13 protein-coding genes are annotated in these 22617 nt (G+C 73.5%); 11 read left to right on the forward strand and 2 right to left on the reverse strand.

The features are described from left to right. The first annotated feature begins 236 nt into the window (after window positions 1-236). The 9 genes from ACWDGI_RS07845 (at window position 237) to ACWDGI_RS07885 (ending at window position 18262) form a co-directional block, all read left to right on the forward strand. Window positions 237-4229, forward strand: a complete 3993-nt coding sequence (locus tag ACWDGI_RS07845; RefSeq protein WP_450756395.1) for an FHA domain-containing protein — start codon at window positions 237-239, stop codon at window positions 4227-4229. Window positions 4230-4380: 151 nt separating this feature from the next. Continuing rightward, window positions 4381-5763, forward strand: coding sequence for an ABC transporter substrate-binding protein (locus tag ACWDGI_RS07850; protein WP_450756397.1), 1383 nt, complete (start codon window positions 4381-4383; stop codon window positions 5761-5763). 7 nt (window positions 5764-5770) lie between these two features. Then, window positions 5771-7102 (forward strand): carbohydrate ABC transporter permease, encoded by a 1332-nt coding sequence (locus tag ACWDGI_RS07855; RefSeq protein WP_450756399.1) that lies wholly within the window; start codon window positions 5771-5773, stop codon window positions 7100-7102. Between the two features lie 186 nt (window positions 7103-7288). Next, entirely contained in the window at window positions 7289-8128 is an 840-nt protein-coding gene (locus ACWDGI_RS07860; RefSeq protein ID WP_450756401.1) for a carbohydrate ABC transporter permease, read from the forward strand. A gap of 184 nt (window positions 8129-8312) precedes the next feature. After that, window positions 8313-10574: a bifunctional glycosyltransferase/CDP-glycerol:glycerophosphate glycerophosphotransferase gene (locus ACWDGI_RS07865; RefSeq protein WP_450756403.1), complete on the forward strand. Its 2262-nt coding sequence runs from the start codon at window positions 8313-8315 to the stop codon at window positions 10572-10574. Window positions 10575-10698: 124 nt separating this feature from the next. Beyond that, window positions 10699-12900 (forward strand): bifunctional glycosyltransferase family 2 protein/CDP-glycerol:glycerophosphate glycerophosphotransferase, encoded by a 2202-nt coding sequence (locus ACWDGI_RS07870; RefSeq protein ID WP_450756405.1) that lies wholly within the window; start codon window positions 10699-10701, stop codon window positions 12898-12900. Window positions 12901-12902: 2 nt separating this feature from the next. Next, the gene (locus ACWDGI_RS07875; protein ID WP_450756407.1) at window positions 12903-15092 is read left to right on the forward strand and encodes a bifunctional glycosyltransferase/CDP-glycerol:glycerophosphate glycerophosphotransferase; all 2190 of its coding nucleotides are present in this window, start codon (window positions 12903-12905) and stop codon (window positions 15090-15092) included. Then, window positions 15089-16384: a hypothetical protein gene (locus tag ACWDGI_RS07880; protein ID WP_450756409.1), complete on the forward strand. Its 1296-nt coding sequence runs from the start codon at window positions 15089-15091 to the stop codon at window positions 16382-16384. The genes ACWDGI_RS07875 and ACWDGI_RS07880 overlap by 4 nt, the downstream gene beginning before the upstream one ends. A 246-nt stretch (window positions 16385-16630) precedes the next feature. Then, a complete protein-coding gene (locus ACWDGI_RS07885; RefSeq protein WP_450756411.1) occupies window positions 16631-18262 on the forward strand; it encodes a hypothetical protein in 1632 nt (543 codons plus the stop codon). Here ACWDGI_RS07885 and ACWDGI_RS07890 read toward each other — a convergent pair. Continuing rightward, window positions 18249-18665, reverse strand: coding sequence for an organic hydroperoxide resistance protein (locus ACWDGI_RS07890; protein WP_450756413.1), 417 nt, complete (start codon window positions 18663-18665; stop codon window positions 18249-18251). The two genes, ACWDGI_RS07885 and ACWDGI_RS07890, sit on opposite strands and share 14 nt — an antisense overlap. 126 nt (window positions 18666-18791) lie before the next feature. Between ACWDGI_RS07890 and ACWDGI_RS07895 the strand changes: the two genes are divergently transcribed. After that, window positions 18792-19274 (forward strand): MarR family winged helix-turn-helix transcriptional regulator, encoded by a 483-nt coding sequence (locus ACWDGI_RS07895; protein WP_450756415.1) that lies wholly within the window; start codon window positions 18792-18794, stop codon window positions 19272-19274. A 111-nt stretch (window positions 19275-19385) separates the two neighbouring features. Here the strand turns inward: ACWDGI_RS07895 and ACWDGI_RS07900 are convergent, their stop codons facing one another. Further along, window positions 19386-20993 (reverse strand): glycosyltransferase family 39 protein, encoded by a 1608-nt coding sequence (locus tag ACWDGI_RS07900; protein ID WP_450756417.1) that lies wholly within the window; start codon window positions 20991-20993, stop codon window positions 19386-19388. Between the two features lie 235 nt (window positions 20994-21228). Between ACWDGI_RS07900 and ACWDGI_RS07905 the strand changes: the two genes are divergently transcribed. After that, entirely contained in the window at window positions 21229-22608 is a 1380-nt protein-coding gene (locus ACWDGI_RS07905; RefSeq protein WP_450756419.1) for a glycosyltransferase 87 family protein, read from the forward strand. Window positions 22609-22617 lie beyond the last annotated feature (9 nt).

The raw sequence follows: 22617 nt of genomic DNA on the forward strand, positions 1-22617 counted from the left end.
GCTCGCTTCGGTCCGGTGGTTGCCGGGTCCGGACGTGACCGATCTCAAGTGATCGCCCGCGCGGTATTGGTCAGGCACTTTTGGGGGCAGAGCTGACCAATCAAGATCACTTACCATCGGGGCGTGGGCGCGTTGTCAGTGGCAGGTGCGAGGATGCGTGCGACAGCAGAACTGGCCGACGTGCTCGTGGCGGTGGGGGGAATTCCGCGCCCGCGCAGAAGGGACCGCTGACGGCGATGCAGATCCGGCTGACCGTCGTAGACCCGCTGGGCCCTGCCGCGCAGCGGGGCCGGACCGTGAGCCGGGACGTGCTGGTGACGGCGCCCGCGGGCACGGATCTGGCCGCGGTGGCCTCCGCGCTGGCCTCGGCTGTCACCGGTGACGGCGGCCCGGGCGGCCGGGAGACGAGCGGCGCCCCGGTGGTGCTGTACGCGGGGACCGAGCGGCTGGACGCCCGCCGCCGGACCCTGGGCGAGCCCCCGCTGGTCGACGGCGCCGTGCTGTCCCTGGGCGCGCCGGCCGCCCCCGAGCCGCATCCCGAGCTCGACGACGCCCCGACCCAGCTCCATGTGATCGCCGGGCCCGACGCGGGCGGGGTCCACCTCCTGCACGGCGGCCAGATCACCATCGGCCGCTCCGCCGACGCCGACGTCCCGCTCGACGACCCCGACGTCTCGCGGCTGCACTGCGCCGTCACGGTCGCCGCCGACGGCCGCGTCTCGGTCGCCGACCTGCACTCCACGAACGGCACGGCCCTGGACGGCACCCGCGTCACCGAGCGCCCGGTCCGCCTCGCCGCGGGAGCGCTCCTGCGCATCGGGGAATCGGCCCTGCGGCTTACGCCGTCCGGGGGACCGGGAGCCCGCGTGGACACGGCACCGGACGGGGAGGGCTGCGTACGGGTGCTGCTCGGCGGTGAGGGCGCGGACGCGGACGAGGAGAACGGCGGCTTCGCGGCCGGCGGGGCTGCCGGCGGTTTCCCGGGCTCCGCGCGCGGGGCGGCCGACGGCCGGACCGGACCCGCGGGCCGCACCCATCACGCCTACGGCACCGCGGGCTGGGGAGCCTCGGGCGGAGCGGCGGGGGGCCAGGAACACGGGCCGGTGGAGCCACCTGTCGTACCCGCGCAGGGGGAGGCGCCGAGGATCGAGAGCCGGGGCGGGCTGCCGGCGCCCGGCCAGGGCGGCGGCTCGCCACAGGCCGGGTGGGGAGGCGGGATCCCGGCGGCCGGGGCCGGCCAGGGCGCCGGGTCCCCGGCGGGCGCCGGACGCGGGGACGCACCGCAGACGGCCGGGCGCGCAGACGGTTCACCGCCGGCCGGGCCCAGGCACGAGCCCCCGTCGGCCGGACGCGGAGGCGGACCGCAGCCGACCGGATCCAGGCACGAACCGTCCCCGGCCGGACGCCGGGACGGAGCACAGACGACCGCACCCGGGCACCAGCCGCCCATGTCCGCCGGGCGCGGGTACGAGTCCTCGCCGAGCGGACGCGGGTACGACCCCGAGTCGGCCGGGGGCCGCGGCGGACTGCCCGGCCCACGCGGTGGCGCCGCCCCCGCGCAGCGCTCCGGTGACCCACAACGCCCCGCCGCCGCGGAAGGCTCCACCGTCACGGACCGCTTCACCGCCACGGGCCGGTCCGCCCCCACGCAACGCTCCGGCGACACCCACGCCGGCCGCTCCGGAGTTCTCGGCGGCCCCGGCGCCCCAGGCGGCTCCCACGGGCCCACGTCCGGCCCCGGCGCCCGAAGCGGCGGCTCCGCCGGGCCCGCGTCCTCCGATCGTCCGGCCACAGCGCACCACCGCCCGTCCCCGGACGGCACCTCACCGACCGACGACGGCTCCGACGGCCCCGCCCTCTCCGCGAGGCGCAAAGGCACCCCCCTGCGCGGCACCGACGCCCCCGCCCTGCCCGGCGCCCGCAGGCGCGGCGGGCTCGGGGCCTGGGCCCGGCGGCTGGCCGGCGGGCGCGGTGAGGTCCCGTCGGCCGCCGACGGCGAGCCCGCGGCCGAGGTCGGCGGCCCGGCATCGGCCGATCTCCCCGCCCAGCCCGAGACCTGGCCGGATCCCGCCGCCCTGCTGCTGACCGCGCTCGGCCCCGGCCCCCGTCTCTGGGAGCGCGGGCCCGGCCACCCGGAGACGCTCACGGTCCGGCTCGGCACCGCGGACCGCCCGGCGCCCGACGCCCCGGGGCTGCTGCCCGCCGTGCCGGTCACCGCCGACCTGCGCGAGGCCGGCGCCCTCGGTCTCGCGGGCCCGCGCACCCGCCTCGCCGGCCTCACGCGCGCGGTGCTGGCCCAGCTCGCCGCGCTGCACTCCCCCGACCTGCTGGAGATCGTGCTGATCAGCGCGGACCGGGCCCGCCCCCTGGAGGAGCGCACGGCCGAGTGGTCCTGGCTCGGCTGGCTCCCGCACGTCCGCCCCGGACACGGCCAGGACTGCCGCCTCCTGCTCGCCTACGACCGCGAACAGGCCGCCGCCCGCGTGGAGGAACTGCTCCGCAGGGTGGAGGACCTGTCCGCGCCCCGACGGCCGGCCACCGCCGCCGACCGCCCGAACCTGGCCGGTACGACCCCGGACGCCCCGTCCGCCGAGACCGCCCACCGCCCCTCCTGGGCCCGCGACGACCTCGGCACCGACGACGGCGACGACAGGGGCGGCTTCCCGGGGCCGTACACGGTCGTCGTCGTGGACGGCGATCCCGGCGGCTCCGCGCTGCGGGACGCGGTGGCGCGGCTGACCGTCGCCGGGCCGCGCGCCGGAGTGCATGTGATCTGCCTGGCGGAGACGGCACCCACCTCGCCCACCTCGCCGGTCACCCAGACCTACGAGGCGGCGTGCGCGGTGACGCCGACGTTCCGGGAGTGCGGGGCCGTGGCCCTGCTCAGCGGGGACGTGGCGACCGCACTGCATCTGCTGCGGGTGGCCCGCACCGATGCGGCGGCCCCCCTCGGCCCCGGCACCCTGGCCGCGGTGGACGCGGTCTCCCCCGCCTGGGCCGAGCGGTTCGCGAGGGCGCTGGCCCCGCTGCGCCCCGACGGCCCGGCCGGCGACCGGCACACCCGCGTGGCCACCCCGCTCCCCCAGTCCGCCCGTCTGCTGGACGAGTTGGGGCTGGCCCGGGCCACCCCGGCGTCGCTGATGGCCCGTTGGGCGGACGCGGCCGACGACGCGGAGTCGCTGGGCGGCCGGGCCCGGGCGGTGCTCGGCGCCGGACCGCGCGGCCCGCTCGGCGCCGACCTGGTGGCCGAGGGACCGCATCTGCTGATCGAGGGCCCGCCCGGCAGCGGCCGTACCGAACTGCTGCGGGCGATCGTCGCCTCGCTGGCCGCCGCCGAGCGGCCCGACCGGCTCGGGATCGTCCTGATCGACGGCCGCGACGGCGTCGGCACCGGTTCCGGCGCGGGACTCGGCGAGGGCCTGCGGGTGTGCACGGACATACCGCATGTGACCACCCACCTCTCCGTGAACGACCCGGTCCGGATGAGGGAGTTGGCGCAGTCGCTGAGTGCCGAGCTGAAGCGGCGGGCCGAGCTGCTGGGCCGCTCCGACTTCACCGACTGGCACGCCCAGCGGGAGATCTCGGGCCGTATCGTCGCCCAGCGCGGCCGCCCCGCCGCGTCGGGTGCCGCCGACATAGAGGCGCCGCCGAGCTCCACGATCCGGTTGCGCCCGTCGGCCGGGGCCGCCGCCCGTCAACGCACCGAGGCACCACCGCCGTTGCCGCGCCTGGTCGTCGTGGTCGACGATCTGGACGCCCTGGTCTCCCCCGCCCTCGGCTCACCGGGCCGGCCGGCCGCCGGTTCCGTGATGCGGGCGCTGGAGGCGGTGGCGAAGGAGGGCGACCGGCTCGGCGTCCACCTGATCGCGGCGGCCGGCGCGGGCGGCCGTACGGCGGAGACGGAACCGGCCCGGCGGGCTACCCTGCGCGTCACCCTGGACCCACCGGCCGCGGGACCCGACGAACCGGCGCCGGGCCGTGGCCGCCTGACCACACCGGACGGCCGTGTCACGGCGTTCCAGGCGGGCCGCGTCACCGGCCGCATCCCCCGCACGGCGACCCAGCGCCCCACGGTCGTCCCCCTCGACTGGCCCCGCATGGGCGACCCCCCGACCCGCCGCCCGGTGCGGGAGTTGGGCAACGGCCCGACGGACCTGGCGCTGCTGGCGAGCGCGGTGGAGAGAGCGGCGAAAGAGGTCTCGGCGGCGGAGGTTCCCTCGCTTCTGTGAGCGAGGGCGAACCCGGGTCACTGATCACGAGGTGATCACGATCCCCTGCCCTCACCTGTACGCACCCTTGCCGCACAGGCGGCCCCCGCGTACACCGGAGCGCACGGAACAGAGTTCTGACGTTCAACGAGGAACGACGAACGGGGAAGTGATGCGCGCCATGAGCAACACCATCCGGACAGGCAGGGCCCTCACGACACTCACCGCACTCCTCGCGGGAGCCCTCGTGCTCACCGCGTGCGGAGGCAGTGACGACAAGAAGGACGACAACGGCTCCAAGAGCAGCGCCAGTACGTCCGGTTCCACCCTCGCCCTCCCGAAGCTGGACGGCACCACACTCGAGGTGGCCGCGGTCTGGACCGGGCAGGAGCAGAAGAACTTCAAGCAGGTGCTCGCGGAGTTCGAGAAGCGCACCGGTGCGAAGGTCACCTTCGTGCCCGCCCAGGATCCGATCATCAACTTCCTCGGGTCGAAGATCGCGGGTGGTCAGCCGCCGGACATCGCGCTGCTGCCGCAGCCCGGCGCGATCAAACAGGCCGTGCAGAAGGGCTGGGCGAAGCCGCTCGGCGCGGACGCGCTCAAGGAAGTGCAGAAGAACTACTCGCAGGGCTGGCAGGACATCGGCAAGGTCGGCGGCAAGCAGTACGGCGTCTACTACAAGGCCGCCAACAAGTCGCTGATCTGGTACAACACCACGGTCTTCGAGAACGCGGGCGCCAAGGAACCCAAGACCTGGCAGGACCTGCAGACGACCGCGCAGACGGTGTACGACTCGGGCGTCACGCCGTTCTCGGTCGGCGGCGCCGACGGCTGGACGCTGACCGACTGGTTCGAGAACGTCTATCTCTCGCAGGCGGGCCCCGACAAGTACGACCAGCTCGCCCAGCACAAGATCAAGTGGACCGACCCGTCGGTGAAGCAGGCGCTGACCACGCTCGCCCAGATCTGGGGCAAGAAGGGTTACGTCGCGGGCGGCGCGGACGGCGCGCTGCAGACGGAGTTCCCGGCCTCGGTCACCCAGACCTTCACCGGCGGCGACCAGCCGAAGGCCGGGATGGTCTACGAGGGCGACTTCGTGCAGGTCAACATCGGCGAGACCAAGGCGAAGGTGGGCACGGGCGCCAAGGTGTTCCCGTTCCCGGCGGTCGGCTCCGCCGCCCCCGTGGTCTCCGGCGGTGACGCGGCCGTCATCTTCAAGGACTCCAAGGGGGCCCAGGCCCTCGCGACCTTCCTCGCCTCCCCGGACGCGGCGACGATCCAGGCGAAGCTCGGCGGCTATCTCTCCCCGAACAAGAGCGTGCCGAACTCGGCGTATCCGAACGAGGTGCAGCGCACCATCGCCAAGGCCCTGATCGCGTCCGGTGACGACTTCCGCTTCGACATGTCCGACCAGGCCCCGCAGGCGTTCGGCGGTACCCCGGGCAAGGGCGAGTGGAAGGACCTCCAGGACTTCCTGAAGAACCCGAAGGACGTCGCGGGCACCCAGGCGAAGCTGGAGAAGGACGCGGCGGCCGCCTACGGCAGCGGAAGCTGACCGGGCGATGGCCGCACCCGCGACCACGGCCCCCGCTCCTCCGGGCCGCCGCAAGAGCGTGACCGGCACCCGCAGGACCGTGGCGTTCCTCTTTCTCCTGCCCGCCCTGGTGCTGCTCGGCGCGCTCGTGGTCTACCCGATCGGGTACTCGCTGATCCGCAGCTTCTACAACGCGAACGGCGACGGTTTCGCCGGCTTCGACAACTACAAGGCGATCTTCACGGACGACGGCATCCGCACCGCCCTGAAGAACAACATCATCTGGGTGGTGTTCGCGCCGACGGTCTCCACCGCCCTCGGTCTGATCTTCGCGGTGCTGACCGAACGGATCCGCTGGGGCACGGCGTTCAAGCTGGTCGTCTTCATGCCGATGGCGATCTCGATGCTGGCCGCCGGGATCATCTTCCGTCTCGTCTACGACCAGGACCCGGACAAGGGCGTCGCCAACGCGGTCTGGGTCGGGATCCACGACACCTTCGCCCAGTCCTCCGCGTTCCCGAACGCCCACCCGGGCCGCGAGTCACCGCTGAAGCCGGACCAGGGCGGCTTCGTCACCACGGCCGCCGTCCACACCGGGCAGACCGTCGCTCTCCCCCTGGTCGGCGTCGCCCCGGACCAGATGCCCGACGGCGCGAAGAAGGCCGTGGCGGCGAAGCCCGACCCCGGGAAGATCACCGGCACCACCTGGCAGGACTTCACCCGCGGCAAGGGCGTCGGCAGGCTCGGCGCCCCCGACCCGTCCGAGGTCGGCTACGACGGGATGCGCATCGAGGCGGTGAAGGACGGCAAGGTGGTGGCCTCGGCCGAGGCCGCCGCCGACGGCACCTTCACCCTCCCCGCAGCCGCCGACGGAGCGCGACTCAGGCTCCCGGCGGGCAACTTCAAGCAGCCCTACAACGGCGTCGACTGGCTCGGCCCGTCCCTGGTCACGCCCGCCATCATCGGGTCGTACATCTGGATGTGGGCGGGCTTCGCGATGGTGCTGATCGCGGCCGGGCTGGCGGGTGTCCCCCGGGAACTCCTGGAGGCGGCCCGGGTCGACGGGGCGTCCGAGTGGCAGGTGTTCCGCAAGGTCACCGTGCCGCTGCTCGCGCCGGTCCTCGCGGTGGTCACCGTCACCCTGATGATCAACGTGCTGAAGGTCTTCGACCTCGTGTACATCATCGCGCCCGGCTCCTCGCAGGACGACGCGAACGTGCTCGCCCTGGAGCTGTACCGCAAGGGCTTCTCGGAGGGCCAGCCGGGCATCGCGAGCGCGATCGCGGTGTTCCTGCTGCTCCTCGTGATCCCGGTGATGTGGTTCAACGTGCGCAGGCTGCGGCGGGAGGAGCGGCGATGAGCGTGCACCGCCTGATTTTCGGCTGGGGGTCCGGGGGTTATCCCCCGGGACGGCGCAGTAACGTGCGTCGGCTGCGGCGGGAGGAGCGGCGATGAGCGTGCACCGCCTGATTTTCGGCTGGGGGTCCGGGGGTTATCCCCCGGGACGGCGCGGTAACGTGCGCCGGCTGCGACGGGAGGAGCGGCGATGAGCTGGCTGCTGGAGAAGATCAACGGCGGTCTGGTGCGGGTCTTCCTGATCGTCGTCGGCCTGTTCTGGCTGGTGCCGACGATCGGGCTGCTCGCCTCCTCCCTGCGTTCCCCGGAGGACATGAGCGCGAGCGGCTGGTGGCACGTGTTCGCCAAGCCGTCCCAGCTGACGTTCGACAGTTACCAGAACCTCCTCGAGAACAGCGACATCACCCACTCGCTGTGGAACACGGTCCTGATCACCGTCCCGGCGACGGTCCTGGTCGTGATCATCGGGGCGCTGGCCGGTTACGCGTTCGCGTGGATGGAGTTCCCGGGCCGGGACTGGTGGTTCCTGATCGTGGTCAGCCTGCTGGTGGTCCCCGTCCAGGTCGCGCTGATCCCGATCGCCGAACTCTTCGGCAAGATCGGCCTGTTCGGGACGATCCTCGGGGTGGTCCTCTTCCATGTCGGCTTCGGTCTGCCGTTCGCGGTGTTCCTGCTGCGGAACTTCTTCGCGGAGATCCCGCGGGAGCTGCTGGAGGCGGCCCGTCTCGACGGCGCCGGTGAACTGCGCCTGTTCACCCGGGTGGTGATGCCGCTGGGCGGGCCGGCGATCGCGAGTCTGGGCATCTTCCAGTTCCTGTGGGTGTGGAACGACATGCTGGTCGCGCTGGTGTTCACCAAGTCGGGCACCCAGCCGATCACGGTGGCGCTCCAGACCCAGGTCCGCCAGTTCGGCAACAACGTCGACGTCCTCGCCCCCGGCGCCTTCATCTCGATGGTGATCCCGCTGGCGGTGTTCTTCGCGTTCCAGCGGCAGTTCGTGACGGGAGTGATGGCCGGCGCGGTCAAATAACCGCACAAGACGCTTCGAAGAAGGGCGAGTCGGTCATCGGCTCGTCCTTCGCCGCGTTTCTGAGGGTGTCCCCCGGAAAGCGCAGTACGGAACGTAACCCACATGACGTAGGGAACCGTAACCAAATCACTCCATTGGCCGTTCCCGGGCAGAACGCCCGCGCCGACCGACCCATGGATGCCCCTTGCCCAGGTTCAGTGTCATTGTCCCCGCGTACAAGGTCCAGGCGTATCTGCCCGAGTGCCTGGACTCGGTGCTCTCGCAGTCGTATCCCGATCTGGAACTGATCGTCGTCGACGACCGTTCGCCGGACGCCTGTGGCGCGATCATCGACGAGTACGCGGCCCGCGACGCGCGGGTACGGCCTGTGCACCTGCCGGAGAACCAGGGCCTGGGCGGTGCCCGCAACGCCGGGATGGAGCAGGCGCGCGGCGACTACCTGCTCTTCCTGGACGGTGACGACACGCTCACCCCCGATGCCCTGCGGGCGATCGCCGACCGGGTCAAGGAGACCGGCGAGCCGGACGTGCTGGTCTACGACTACGCGCGGACCTTCTGGACGGGCCGGGCGGAACGCAACAAGGTCGCGCAGCAACTGACCGAGCAGGGTCCGGCGCCCTTCCGGCTGGAGGAGCGGCCGGGTCTCCTCCGGGTTCTCATGGTGGCCTGGAACAAGGCGTACCGGCGGGAGTTCGTGGCGGAGCACGGCTTCGTCTTCCCGCCCGGCTTCTACGAGGACACCCCCTGGACCTACCCGGTCCTGATGACCGCCGGGTCGATCGCGACCCTGGACCGGGTCTGTGTGCACTACCGGCAGCGACGGCGGGGCAGCATCCTCTCCACCGCCAGCCGCGGCCACTTCGACATCTTCGAGCAGTACGACCGGGTCTTCGCGTTCCTCGACGAGCGGCCCGAACTGGCCCGCTGGCGGCCGGTGCTGTTCCGGCGGATGATCGACCACCTGTCGACGGTGTTCACCAAGCGGGAGCGGCTGCCCCGCGGCACCCGCGCCGAGTTCCTGCGCAGGGCCCGTGCCCACTACCGCCGGCACCGGGCCGAGGGCGCCCCGGTCCCGTGGCCCACCCGGCTCCGCCACGGCCTCGTCCACTACGGTCTGCACCGCACCTACCGCGCCCTCCAGCTGGCCCGGTTCGCGGGCCGCCGCACGGTGAAGGCCGGCGTCAAGTCCCTCCGGGGCCTGCGCTCGGCCCTCCTCCAGCTGCACTACCGCGTCCAGCTGCGGCTGCCGCTGCGCGCCGACCGCGCGGTCTTCGCCGCCTACTGGAACCGCGGCCACAGCTGCAACCCGGGCGCGCTGGAGGCGGCGTTCCGCAGCCACGCCCCGCACATCCGCACCGCCTGGATCGCGCGCCCCGAGCACCAGCACGCCGTCCCGCCGGGCCCGCGCCGGCTGCGCCCGGGCACCTTCGGCTACTGGACCGCGCTGGCCCGCTCCAAGTACCTGGTGAACAACGTCAACTTCGACCGGCGGCTGAGGAAGCGCCCCGGCCAGGTGTTCGTGCAGACCCAGCACGGCACCCCGCTCAAGCACATGGGCCTCGACCTCCAGGAACACCCGGCGGCCGGCGCCGGCATGGACTTCGAGGAGCTCCTGCGGGGCGTCGACAAGTGGGACTACCTGCTGTCCGCCAACCGCCACACCACCCTGACCTGGGAGCGCGTCTACCCCGGCGGCTACACCACCCTCGAATACGGGTATCCGCGCAACGACGTCTTCCAGCAGGCCACCTCGGCCGACGTGACCCGGATCCGCGAGTCGCTCGGCGTCCCCGAGGGCGCGGTCGCGCTGCTGTACGCGCCCACCCACCGCGACTACCGGCGCACCCAGCGCCCGGCGCTCGACCTGGACCGGATCGTGCGCCGGCTCGGCCCGCGCTTCGTGGTCCTGGCCCGCGCCCACTACTGGCACGGCGGCCCGCTCGCGGCCGGGGCACGGGTGATCGACGTCAGCGACCACCCGAGCGTGGAGTCGCTCTGCCTCGCCTCGGACGCGCTGATCACCGACTACTCGTCGATCATGTTCGACTACGCCAACCTGGACCGCCCGATCGTCGTGCACACCGAGGACTGGGACGCCTACCACGCGGCCCGTGGCACCTACTTCGACCTGCGCTCCACCCCGCCGGGCGCGGTCGCCCGCAGCGAGGACGAGCTGATCGACATCTTCGCCAGCGGCCACTGGCGCGGCTCCCGCTCCGCGCAGCTGCGCGCCGCCTTCCGCGAGCGGTTCTGCCGGTACGACGACGGACGCGCCGCCGAGCGGGTCGTACGGCACGTGGTGCTCGGTGAGACGGCCGGGCTGCCGGAGTTCATCCCCCTGGACGAGCGACACCCTGTTCCGTCGGCGGCCTCGGGGCTCGCCCACTCCCCGCTGGCCACCGTTCCGCAACCTTCTGGTCACCTGCCCGTCACCGAGAGCCGCTGACCGCCGTTTGCCTTCCAGGGAGTTCTTTCATGCCCCCCAACACCTCGCGGCCCACTCCGTCCCGGCCGTCCACCTGGCGCCCCACGGGGAGGCCGGGCCGCATGGACACCTGAGAAAGAGCAGCATGCCCCGCTTCAGCATCATCGTCCCGTCCCACGGGGTCGCCGGCCGGCTGTCCCAGGCGCTGGACTCGGTCCTCGCCCAGTCCTTCGGCGACCTGGAGCTGATCCCGGTCTGCGACGCGCCCGACGCCCCGGCCGCCACGGTCGCCGCCGGATACGCCGAGCGGGACTCCCGGGTGGTCCCGGTGCACTCGCCGCCGTCCGCCGGGCTGAGCGGGGCCCGCAACACCGGGATGCGGGCGGCGCGGGGCACGTACCTGCTGTTCCTCGACGGCGACGACGTCCTGGTCCCGGGCGCGCTGGCGCGGCTGGCGGCACGGCTGGCCGAGACCGGTGACGTGGACGTGCTGTACTTCGAGCACGAGCGGGTGCCCTGGTGGGAGGGCGAACCCGCCAACCCGGCGGCGACGCTGCCGGCGGGCACCCCGCGGGGCGCCTTCGCCCCGGCCGAGGCGCCCGCGCTGACCGGCGTGACACTGCCGGCGTGGAGCGCGGCCTACCGCGGCGCCTTCCTCACGGACCGTCGGCTCCGCTTCCCCGACGGCCACTTCACGGACCTCGGCTGGGGTGGCCGGACCACTGTCGCCGCCGGCCGTGTCGCGGTGCTGCGTTCGGTGGTGGTACGCCACCGGCTGCGCCGGCAGGGCAGCCGGCTGAACCTGCCGGGTGCGCACCAGCACGAACTCCTCGACCAGGTCGAGCTGGTGCTGGCGGGGGCGTTCGCGGCGGAGCTCCCGGGCGAGCGGACGCGGCGGCTGTTCGAGCAACTCTTCGAGGCCGTGCTGCGGACGGCGGCCCACCCGCGGCGGCTGCCGTCCGGGCACCGGGCGTTCTTCCGGCGGGCGGGGGCGCTGTACCGCACGTACCGGCCGGCCGGGTTCCGGATGCCGGGCGGCAGTCTCGGTGTGCAGCACCGGCTGCTCGCGGCGGGCGCGTACACCGCGTTCCGGGCGCTGCGCGGGGCCAACCGGGCGGTGACCCGGGCGGCCGGACGGCTGCCCCGCCCACGGCTGCCGCTCACCCGGCTGCGCTACGCCCTCGACCTGCGCCGCCCGCTGGACGAGAGCCTCGCCGTGTACTGCGCCTACTGGGGACGCGGTTACGCGTGCAACCCGGCCGCGATCCACGCCACGGCCCGCCAGCTGGCCCCGCGGCTGCGTTCGGTGTTCCTGGTCGAGGCCGGCCAGGAACACACCGTGCCCCCGGACGTCGAGTACGCCGTGATCGGCAGCCGCCGCTACTGGCAGGTGCTGGCCCGCGCCAAGTACCTCGTCAACAACGCCAACTTCGCGGAGGGCGTCGTCAAGCGGCCCGGCAGCGTGCATCTCCAGACACAGCACGGCACCCCGCTGAAGAAGATGGGCGTCGACCAGTCGACGTACCCGGTGGTCGCCGCGCAGACCGGCAGCTTCACCAAGCTGCTCGGCCGCGTCGACCGCTGGGACTTCAACCTCTCCGCCAACAGCCACTCCACCCAGACCTGGGAGCGCGCCTTCCCCGGTTCGTACGAGGCGCTGGAGTACGGCTATCCGCGCAACGACGTCTACTACACGGCGTCCGCCCACGACGTGGTCCGGGCCCGCCGCGGCCTGGGCGTCCCGGACGGCAGGACGGCCGTGCTGTACGCCCCCACCCACCGCGACCACCACAGCGGCTTCGAGCCCGGCCTCGACCTGGAGGCGTTCTGCGAGGCGGCCGGCGAGAACGTCGTCGTCCTCCTGCGCGCCCACTACTTCTACGACCGGGGCGCCTTCGCAGGCACCGGCCGGGTCATCGACGTCACCTCGCACCGCTCCGCCGAGGACGTGTGTCTCGCGGCGGACGCGCTGATCACCGACTACTCCTCCATCATGTTCGACTACGCCAACCTGGACCGGCCGATCGTCGTCTACGCCGACGACTGGGAGGTCTACCGGGAGACCCGGGGCGTCTACTTCGACCTGATGGCCGAGCCGCCGGGCCCGGTCGCGCGCACCCCCGAGGAACTGGCCCGGATCTTCCGCGAGGGTTCCCACCTGAGCCCGGAGTCCAAGCGGCTGCGGGCCGAGTTCCGGGCCCGCTTCTGCCAGTTCGACGACGGTCTGGCCGCCGAACGGGTCGTACGCCGGGTCTTCCTCGGCCAGCCGCCGGAGTCGCTCCCGCCGCTGATCCCCCTCGCGGAACGTCTGCCCGCGCCGGCCACCACCGCCTTCGTGAGGAGCTGACCGTGCCCCGACTCAGTCTGATCGTGCCCTGTTTCAAGGTGCAGGGTTTTCTGCGCGAGTGCCTCGACTCGGTCCTGGACCAGTCCTTCCACGACATCGAGGTGATCGCCGTCGACGACCGCTCCCCGGACGGCTGCGGCGCGATCCTCGACGAGTACGCGGCCCGCGACCCACGGGTGCGGGTCCTGCACCTGCCCGAGAACGTCGGCCTCGGCCGTGCCCGCAACGCCGGACTCCCCCACGCCACCGGCGACTTCCTCCTCTTCCTCGACAGCGACGACACCCTCACCCCGGGCGCGCTGCACGCGATCGCCGACCGGCTGACGGAGACCGGCGACCCGGACGTCCTGGTCTTCGACTACGCCCGCACCTACTGGTGGGGCGGGACCCGGCGCAACGCCCTCGCCGAGGTGCTGAGTGCGACCGACGGCGTCTTCACCGCGGCCGAACACCCGGAGATCCTCGACCTGTTGATGGTGGTGTGGAACAAGGCCTACCGGCGTGACTTCGTCGCGGAGAACGGCTTCCGGTTCCCGCCGGGCTACTACGAGGACACCCCCTGGACCTTCCCGGTCCTGCTCGGCGCCGGCCGGATCGCCACCCTCGACCGGATCTGCCTGAACTACCGCCAGCGCCGCCAGGGCAACATCCTCTCCACCACCAGCCGCAAGCACTTCGACATCCACGACCAGTACCGGAGGGTGTTCGATTTCGTCGACTCGCGCCCGGAGCTGGCGGGCTGGCGGCCGTATCTGCACCGGAAGATGGGCGAGCACTGCCTGGACATCCTCGCCAAGCCGGACCGGCTGCCGCCCGCCGCCAAGGGCGAGTTCTTCCGCCGCACGGCGGAGCTGTACCGGGCGTACCGGCCCGAGGGCGCCGACCTCGGGGTGCTGGGCGGCTCGTACGCGTCGTACCTGCTGCGGCAGCAGGCCGGGCGGGCCGGCCGGGAGAGCGGACGGCAGGTGCTGCGGGTGCGGCGGGCGGCGGGCGCCCGGGCCCGGCGCGCACTGTCCAGGCTGGGCGGCCACCGTGCGCTGGACGAGCGTCTTGTCCTGTACTCGGCGTCCTCGCACCGGGGCCTGCGGGGCGACCCGGCGGCCGTCTACCGCAAGGCCCGGGAGATCGCGCCGGAGCTGCGGGGCGTCTGGGTGGTGAAGGACGCGGAGGTGGCGGCGGCGCTGCCCGCGGACGTGGAGCACGTCCTGCTGGACTCCCCGGAGTACCGGCGGCTCACCGCCCGCGCGAAGTTCCTCGTGAACGACGTCAACTGGCCCGGCGCGCTGGTCAAGCGGCCCGGCAGCGTGCACATCCACACCCATCGGGGCACTCCGCTGAAGTACCTGGGCGCCGATCTGCTGGGCAAGCCCGGCGCCCGGCTCGGTCTCGACGTGCCGCAGATGCTGCGCCGGGCCGACCGCTGGGACCACAGCCTGGTCGCCAACCGCCACTCGGAGCTGGTGTGGGAGCGGGCCTACCCCTGCCACTTCACGTCGGCCCGCACGGGCAGCCCGCGCAACGACGTCCTGGTCCAGGGCGGCCCCACGGACTTCCGGGCCCGGTACGGCATTCCCGCCGACCACACGGTCGTGCTCTACGCCCCGACCCGCCGGGACTACGTCCGGGGCGGTCATGTGGAGCGGATCGACCTGGCCCGGTTCGCCGCCGACCTCGGCGCGGGCCACACCCTGGTGGTCCGGCTGCACCCGGCGCTGGCGACCGGTCCGGCACGCGGGATGGGCCTGGCCGAGCTGCACCGGCGCGGGATCGTGGTCGACGCGACCGGCGAACCGCACGGGGAGCAGGTGCTGCTGGCGGCGGACGCGCTGGTCACCGACTACTCCTCCGTCATGTTCGACTACGCCAACCTGGACCGGCCGATCGTCGTGCACGCCGACGACTGGGCCGCGTACACCGCGAGCCGGGGCGCCTATCTCGACATCACCGCCGAGGCACCGGGCCATGTCTCCCGCTCCTACCGGGAGCTGGCGTGGCTGTTCACCTCGGGCGGCTGGCGGGACGAGGAGTCGGCACGGCTGCGGGCCGACTTCCGCTCCCGGTTCTGCGAGTTCGACGACGGCAGGGCCGCCGAACGGGTCGTACGGACGCTGCTGCTCGGCGAGCCGATGCCGGCCGCCGACGTGCGGGTGCCGGAACCGGCCCCGGGTCACGATCTGCTGGCGTCGACGTGAGACCGCGCACCTGGGTGCTGGTCCTGGCCGCCGTGTTCGCGGTGCTGCAACTCGCCGACGTCACCGGCCGGGACACCCCCGACTCCAAGAACTACGTGTCCTACGCGCTGACCCTGGGCGGGGCGGACCAGCGGGCGGCGGCGGCCCGGACGGTCGACTGGGCGTGCGCCGGCCAGGCGTCCGAGGCCGCCCGTGCGCAGAGCGTGAACGTCGTGCACTTCCATGCGCCGAGCCCAGCGGGACGGGTCTTCGCCGAGTGCCGGGAGGACGGACTACGGCGCGTGGAGACCCGGTTGGCGGCGGGGCGGACGGACGGGCACGTCGTGCCCTTCGTGGGCCCCCGGCTGCGGGCCATCTTCGAGGTGCGGCCCGGCTATCCGGTGCTCCTGCTGCCGTTCGTCACCGTGTTCGGGGTGACCTGGGGGGTGTGGCTGGCGTCTGTCCTGGTCACGGCCGCGGGCGGGGTACTGGCCTTCCTGGTCCTGCGGACGCTGTCGGTACCGGTACCGCTGGCGCTGACCGGGCAGGCCCTCTACTACGTCCTGCCGGTGGGCACGACGGCGATGCGGCCGATGACCGAGGGCCTGATGCTGGCGCTGACCCTGACAGCGGTCTGGGGCTGCGCACTGGCCCTCACCGGGCGGGCGCGAGCGGGAACGGCGCTGGTGGCGGGCGCGCTGTCGGCTCTGTTCGCCGTGAAGCACGCGCAGGCGCTGTTCCTCGGGTTGTGCCTGGCCGGGGCGGGAGCGGCGGTCGCCCTCGGGCGGCGACGGCACGGCCGGGCGGCCGGGCGCGGGGTGGTGGCGATCGCGGCGGCGGGCTGCGTGGCGGTCGCCGGCACCCTGCTGCTGGCCCGGCTGCTGCACTATCCCTCCGAGGCGGAGAGCATGCAGGACCTGCTGACCGACCACTACAGCCATCCGGACCGGGTGCGGCCCTGGCCGGAGTTCCTCCATCTGGAGTGGGACTTCTGGGTGGAGTGGCTGCGCCGGCAGCTGCCGTCCCCGCTGTTCCCGGCGGCGCTGGCGGCCGGGGCGTGGGGAGCGTGGCGGCGGCCGGCCTTCGGGGCCTTCCTGCTGGCGGCCGCGGCCACCGGCATCCTGACCCAGGCCGGGCATCCGGACATCACCATCGGGGGCGACCGGCTGATCGTGCTGGCCTGGCTGCTGCCGGTGGTGGGCATCCCACTGCTCCTTGACCGCCTGGCACACCGGGCGATTCCGGTTCCCCTGCAGGGGACACTCGCGGAGGCGAACGCCGGGGGCCTGCGGGAGGGTCACTCGATGAAGTGACTGCGGGAGGTCCTTCGATGAAGTGACGTGCGGGAGGGTCCTTCGATGAGGTGAGGGGTGCGGGTGTGCCGGAGGGTCACTCGATGAGGTGCGCGGTGCGGGTGTGCATGAAGCTCACTCGATGACGTGAGCGGAGTGGGCCTGTCGGAAGCTCACTCGTTGAGGTGACGGGCGGCAGAGCGGACGGGATGCCGGCGGGGCGGGCGGGAACACTCGGCAAATGGTCCGCCCTGTCCGTTCTCTCCGGTGAGCGCCGGCGCCCTGGTCCGGCGCGCCGCGCGCGGCTCCACCGCCCTGCGCGGCGGCCGCGTCCGGAGACTCACCCCGTACCAGGTCTTCGGCCTGCTGTTCTGGCTGGTGATGACCCTCGCGTACTGGCGGGTGCCGCCGTGCTGCGAGGCCGGACAGCACGCGGCGGCGGTGGAGCGGCTGCTGCGGGCGGACCCGGCGGACACCGGCGCCTCCCCGTACGTGCTCGCGCAGGACGCGCTGGCGCGGCTGACCGGACTCAGCGGGTGGCAGCTGCTGCGGGTGTGCGGCCCGCTGAACCTGCTGGTGCTGCTGACCGGGCTCGGCCGGCTGGTCCGCGTCCTCACCCCGCGTCCCTGGGCGCCGGTACTGGCGCTGGCCTTCGTGTCCGTGCTGTGGGGCACCCGGCCGGGGTGGGGCGGCGGCTCGTTGGCCCTGCTGCCCCTGACCGGCAGCCTCGGCTATCCCTCCGCGTTCGCCCTCGGCCTCACCCTCTGGACCTGGGCCCTGACCGGCGCCCGGGCCCGTGATCTGCGCCGGGTGCGCTATGTCGGCCCGAGCGGCCTGCGCAGCCGCTCCGGATACGCGGCGCTCGGGGTGCTGTACGGGGTGGTGGCGCTGGTCGACCCGCTGCTCGGCGTGGCGGCGGCAGCCGGGGCGGTGGCGTTCGTGGCGGGGTGGCAGCGGGGGTGGCAGGGCGCGGTGTGGGGGCGGTGGGGGCTGATGGGCGCGGTGGCGGCCGGGGTGATCGCCTGCGGCACCCACGCGCGCGTGCTGCCACAGGCGCACGGGCTGGACGGGCTGGACGGCGTGTACGGGCTGTACGGGGCCTACGGCGGGGTGGTCGGGCAGTGCTGGCTGGCGCTGCTCGGCGTGCCTGCGCTGTGGCTGCGGGCGCGGGCCGCGGGATCGGCCCCGGAAGTGGCCGCGGGATCGGCCCAGGAAGTGGCCGCGGGATCGGCCCTGGGAAAGGCCGCCGGATCTGCCCCGGCAAGGGCCGAGGGATCGGCCACAAGATCGGCCACGACACAGGACGCCGGACGGTCCGCAGCTTGGCGTGATCCGCTCGTACTGCTGTTCGCCATGGGGGCCCTGTTGGCCGGGTACGGCGTCCGCCACGGCTTCGGCGAGCTGCTCGGCCCCGCCCTCCTGGCACCGCAGTGCGCGCTCGCGGTGGAGCTGGCGGCGGAGCGGCCCTGGCCGGTCCGGCGGCGGGCGATCGGCTGGGCCGTGGCCGGCGGGGTCTGCCTGGGCTTCCTGACGGCGCAGGCCGGAGCGGTCGTACCGCGGTCACTGGACCCGGTCGGCTTCGTCCAGCCGCCGCGCTGGCCGTCGTACGACTGGGCGGCCCGGCACATCGGCCCCGGGGAACCCGTGGTCACGGACGCCTACTACGCCGTACGCCTGCTCCCCGGATACGGCATCGAGCTCGCCGACGCCCGCGACCACCGCCCCCGGGTGCGCTGGCTGCTGCTGACGCGGCGCGAGCGGCTGCCCGGGGATGCGGTGGTCGTGGACTGGAGCCGGCGGACCGGGGAGGTGCTCGCGCGGCTCACCGGGACGAAGGACGTACCGGTGACCGCTCGGCCGGCTGCCCGACTGACTGATCGGGTGACTACTCGACGATGAGCTCGACCGGGATGTTGCCCCGGGTGGCCTTGGAGTAGGGGCAGAAGTCGTGGGCCTGGTGGACGAGCTTCTCGCCGGTCTCGTTGGAGAGCTCCTCGGGGAGCTCGACGCGCAGCGTGACCTTGAGCGCGAAGCCGCCGTCGGACTCGTCCTTGCCGATGCCCACCTCGGCGGTGACGGAGATCTCGCCGGTGTCCACCTTGGCCTGGCGGCCGATGGCGCCGAGCGCGCTGGCGAAACAGGCGGCGTAACCGGCGGCGAAGAGCTGCTCGGGGTTGGTGCCCTGTCCGTTGCCGCCGAGAGCCGGCGGGAGCGCCAGCGCGAGGTCCAGCTGCCCGTCCGAGCTGACCGCCCGTCCCTCCCGGCCGGTGGCGGTGGCGGCTGCGGTGTAGAGCGCGTCCATGGAAGACCATCCCTCTCGAAGTTTCGGTGTTCCGGCGGCTCCGTTCCTGCCGCCCTCACGACGACAAGTAGAGCACACAATTCAATTGTGCACAACTAAATGACTCGCAAGAGGTACGATGGAGCCATGACCGCGACGACCCCGACCCCCGCCCCCGAGGCAGAGTGGCTCCGCCTGGACCGCCAGATCTGCTTCTCCCTGCACGCCGCGTCCCGCGCCTTCAACAGCGTCTACCGCGTGATCCTCAAGGACCTCGGGCTCACCTACCCGCAGTACCTGGTGATGCTGGTGCTGTGGGAACAGGGCGACCTGCCGGTCAAGAAGCTCGGCGAACACCTGCGCCTGGACTCCGGCACGCTGTCACCCCTGCTCAAGCGTCTGGAGGCGGCGGGTCTGGTCCACCGGGAGCGCAGCGCCCGCGACGAACGCTCGGTGGAGGTACGGCTGACGGAGCAGGGCGCCGAACTGCGGGAGCGGGCGTTCGAGGTGCCGCGCAGGATCATGTCCGCGACCGGCTTCGACGTGGACGAGATTCGGGATCTGAAGGCACGCCTGGACCAGCTGACGGGGTCGTTGGACACGGCGGCTTCGGAGGAGGGGGCGCGCTGAGCGTCCCGCCAGGGGCGCGGGGCGGTATCGGGGGCGGTGTCGATGGCGTGGCTCACCGCCGTGTGGGCGCGCGACCAGTACCCCAACCCCCACCGAGCCCGCAGCCGGCACTCAGCCCAGCCCGCTCCGGATCGGCCGCACATACAGCCGCAGCGCGATCCGGTCGATCACCATCTCCTCCCGCAGCACGAACTGCTGGTTCAGCACGGCGAGTTTGGCGCGCTCCGTGGCGAGCCGCGGCCGGTAACCGCTCACCAGCGCGTACTTCTCCATCACCGCCCACACCTCGTCCGCTCCGGCCAGCCGCCGCCGCAGTGTCCCGGCCCCGACCTCACGGCCGTACAACGTCCCGGACGCCGAGGCCGGTTCGGCCAGCGCGACGTCCCGGGTGCCCTTGAAGTCGTCGGGGTAGGCCAGCTCCGTCCCCCGCGCGTGGGCCGGCAGGTACAGCACGGGATCGCCGGGCCGCAGCACCCGCGCCGCCGCCTCCGCGACCGCGCCGAGGTCGTCGGGCCGGTTGGTCGGCACACGGTCGTGCCGCAGCAGCGGCACCTGGTGGGTGAAGGCGAGCACGAGCGCCAGGACCCCGGCCAGGGTGAGCGCGGGCGACCTGGGCGTGACCCCCGTACCGTGCGACCAGAGCCGGCCGAACGCCCCGGCGACCCGGTCCGCGCCGAGCGCCACCAGCAGGGGCGCCCCGGCGAGCGCGTACAGCACATACCGGTCGACGTACAGCGGCGTGAGCTGCGACGCCAGCATCAACGCCACCGGTGGCAGCACCGCGAGCGGCAGCGCCACCGCCGCGAGGGTCACCTCACCACGCCGGCCCACCAGCCGGGTCAGCCCCAGCAGACCGAGCGCGAGGCACACCCAGTACACCCTGTCGGTCGGTCCGAGGTACTGGCGCAGCAGCACCTGCGCGGTCTCCAGGTCCGGCTCCCACAACCACGCCAGCTGGGCCGACTGCGCGTGTGAGATGACGGCCATCGGAGCCAGGGACAACGCCACGCCCGCGGCCGCGCAGCCCCACCCCCGCCACACCCTTCCCGACGATCGGGCCAGCACCAGAGTTCCCGCGTGCGCGAGCAGCAGCAGGACCGCGAACTCGTGCAGCCAGCAGGTGACTGCGAGGACGGCGCCGTACCACCACCAGGCCCGCCACCCCCCTCCGGCCTTCGCTCCGTTCTCCGATTCGCTCTCTCCCGCGCTCTCCGATTCGCCCTCTCCCGCGCTCTCCGATTCGCCTTCTCCTGCGGCCTCCGCCCCAGCCTCTCCCCCGGCCTCCCTGTCGGCCGCCGCCCGTACGAACAGCAGGGTTGCGCCGGTCGCGCCCGCGGCGACCAGGGCGTAGGAGCGGCCCTCCTGCGCGTAGTGCCCGACCAGCGGGGTGACCGCGTACATCAGTCCGGCCCACAGGCCGACGCGCGGCCGGGCCAGGCGGGTGCCGAGGGCTGCCACCAGGCCCGCGGTGACGGCCGCCGCGCACACCGAGGGCAGCCGGAGGTCGACCTCGCCCGGCCGGCCGGGGGCGACGGCGAGGACGACGTGCATCAGCAGGTAGTACAGGCCGTGCACCGCGTCCACACCGTGCAGCAGCCGCCAGATCTGCGGCACCGTGCGCCGGGCGACCTGGTAGGTGACGGCCTCGTCGCGCCACATCCCGCCGCGGTGCAGCCCCCAGAGGCCGACCGCGAGCATCACCGCGGCCGGAACGGCCACGACGACGGCACGGCGCGCACGGCCCGGCGGACCGTCGGGGGGTCCCCCCAACGGCCTCGGCCGACTCGACGGAGTCGGCCGGCCGGTTGCTGTCGTTCGCGTCGTCCGCGGATGCGCTTTTACGAGAGGCCCGATACTCACCACGGCCCGATCTTTTGCGATTAGCCAACCTTTGCCGGGTATTGACGGCGTATCGGCATGGATACACCATCCGCGCGGCTTACGCTCGCGGTTGATGAATCGCCGCTCTTACTTCCCGCTCCCACCCGCCCCGTTCGCCCCGTCTGTTCGACTCCCGCGCCTGTGGCGCCCCGCGCGCACCGCACGCACCCCGCGCTCGCCGCGCCTCGCACGCCCCCTCTGCCTCGCCGGTGTCTGGCTCGGCACACGCGCGCTGATGCTGTGGCTCCTCGCCCACAACAACGAGCGACTCCTGGGACACGGAGCGGTCGCGCGCGAAGTGTGGCGGCTCTACTTCCACTGGTACGGCGTCCTGTCGCAGGGCGCGTTCCCGGCGCACGACACGTTGTGGCAGTACCCGCCGGGCGCCGGCGCGGTGTTGCTCGCGCCGGGGCTGGTGCCGGGGCTGAGCTACTTCCAGGCGTTCGTGGCGCTCACCCTGGCGACCGACGCGCTGATCACGGCGGCGCTCGTGCGCGCGGGCACGCGCCCCGGGCGCACGCTGCTGGGCGCGGCCCTGTGGACCGGCGCCCTCCCCCTCCTGCTGCACCTCCCGCTCGCCCGCTACGACGTGGCGGTCACCGCCTTCGCCGTGCTCTCCCTGCTGGCGCTGGGGCGCGCCCCGCGTGCGGCCGGGGCGCTCGCGGCGCTGGGCGCGCTGGTGAAGGTGTGGCCCGCGCTGGTGCTGCTGGGCGTCGAGCGCGGGCGTACGACCCGCACGGCGTGGACCTGGGCGGCCGTGACCGGGGCCGCGACCCTCACCGCGTTCCTGCTCTCCTTCCGCAACCCGCTCGCCTTCCTCCGGCAGCAGGGCGGCCGGGGCGTGCAGGTCGAGTCCCTCGGCGGCACCGCGCTCAGCCTCGCCCGGCACGCCGGCTGGCGGGGCACGACCCGCTACCAGTACGGCGCGATGGAACTGGTCGGCCCGCATGTGCACGCCGTCGCGACCGCCTCCCTCGCGCTCACCGCCGTCGCCTTCGCGCTCCTGCTGCTGTGGCGGGTGCGGGCCCGGCGCTGGACCGAGGCCACCCCGTACGACGCGGCGCTGAGCGCGGTGCTCCTCTTCACCGTCACCAGCCGGGTGATCAGCCCCCAGTACCTGATCTGGCTGCTCGGCCTGACCGCCGTCTGCCTGACCTCCCGGCACACCACCCAGCGCCCGGTCGCCGCGCTGGTCGTGACGGCGACCGCGCTCAGTGCCGTCGCCTATCCCACGTTCTACGGCGAGGTAGTCCACGGAACCTGGACCGGCTGCCTGCTGATGCTCGCCCGCAACGGTCTGCTGGCCACCGCCGCCGTCCTCTCCCTCACCCGCCTGTGGCGCGCCACGCGCCGCCCGCAGGCCGTCGCGCGCCCCTCCGTGAGCGCGGGACGTCACCCCGTCCGTCCACTGACGTCGGCGGCACCTGCTTCACTGAACGGTGACCGCGGCTGACGAACACCA

It is taken from the genome of Streptomyces sp. NPDC001220 (genome assembly GCF_053597895.1).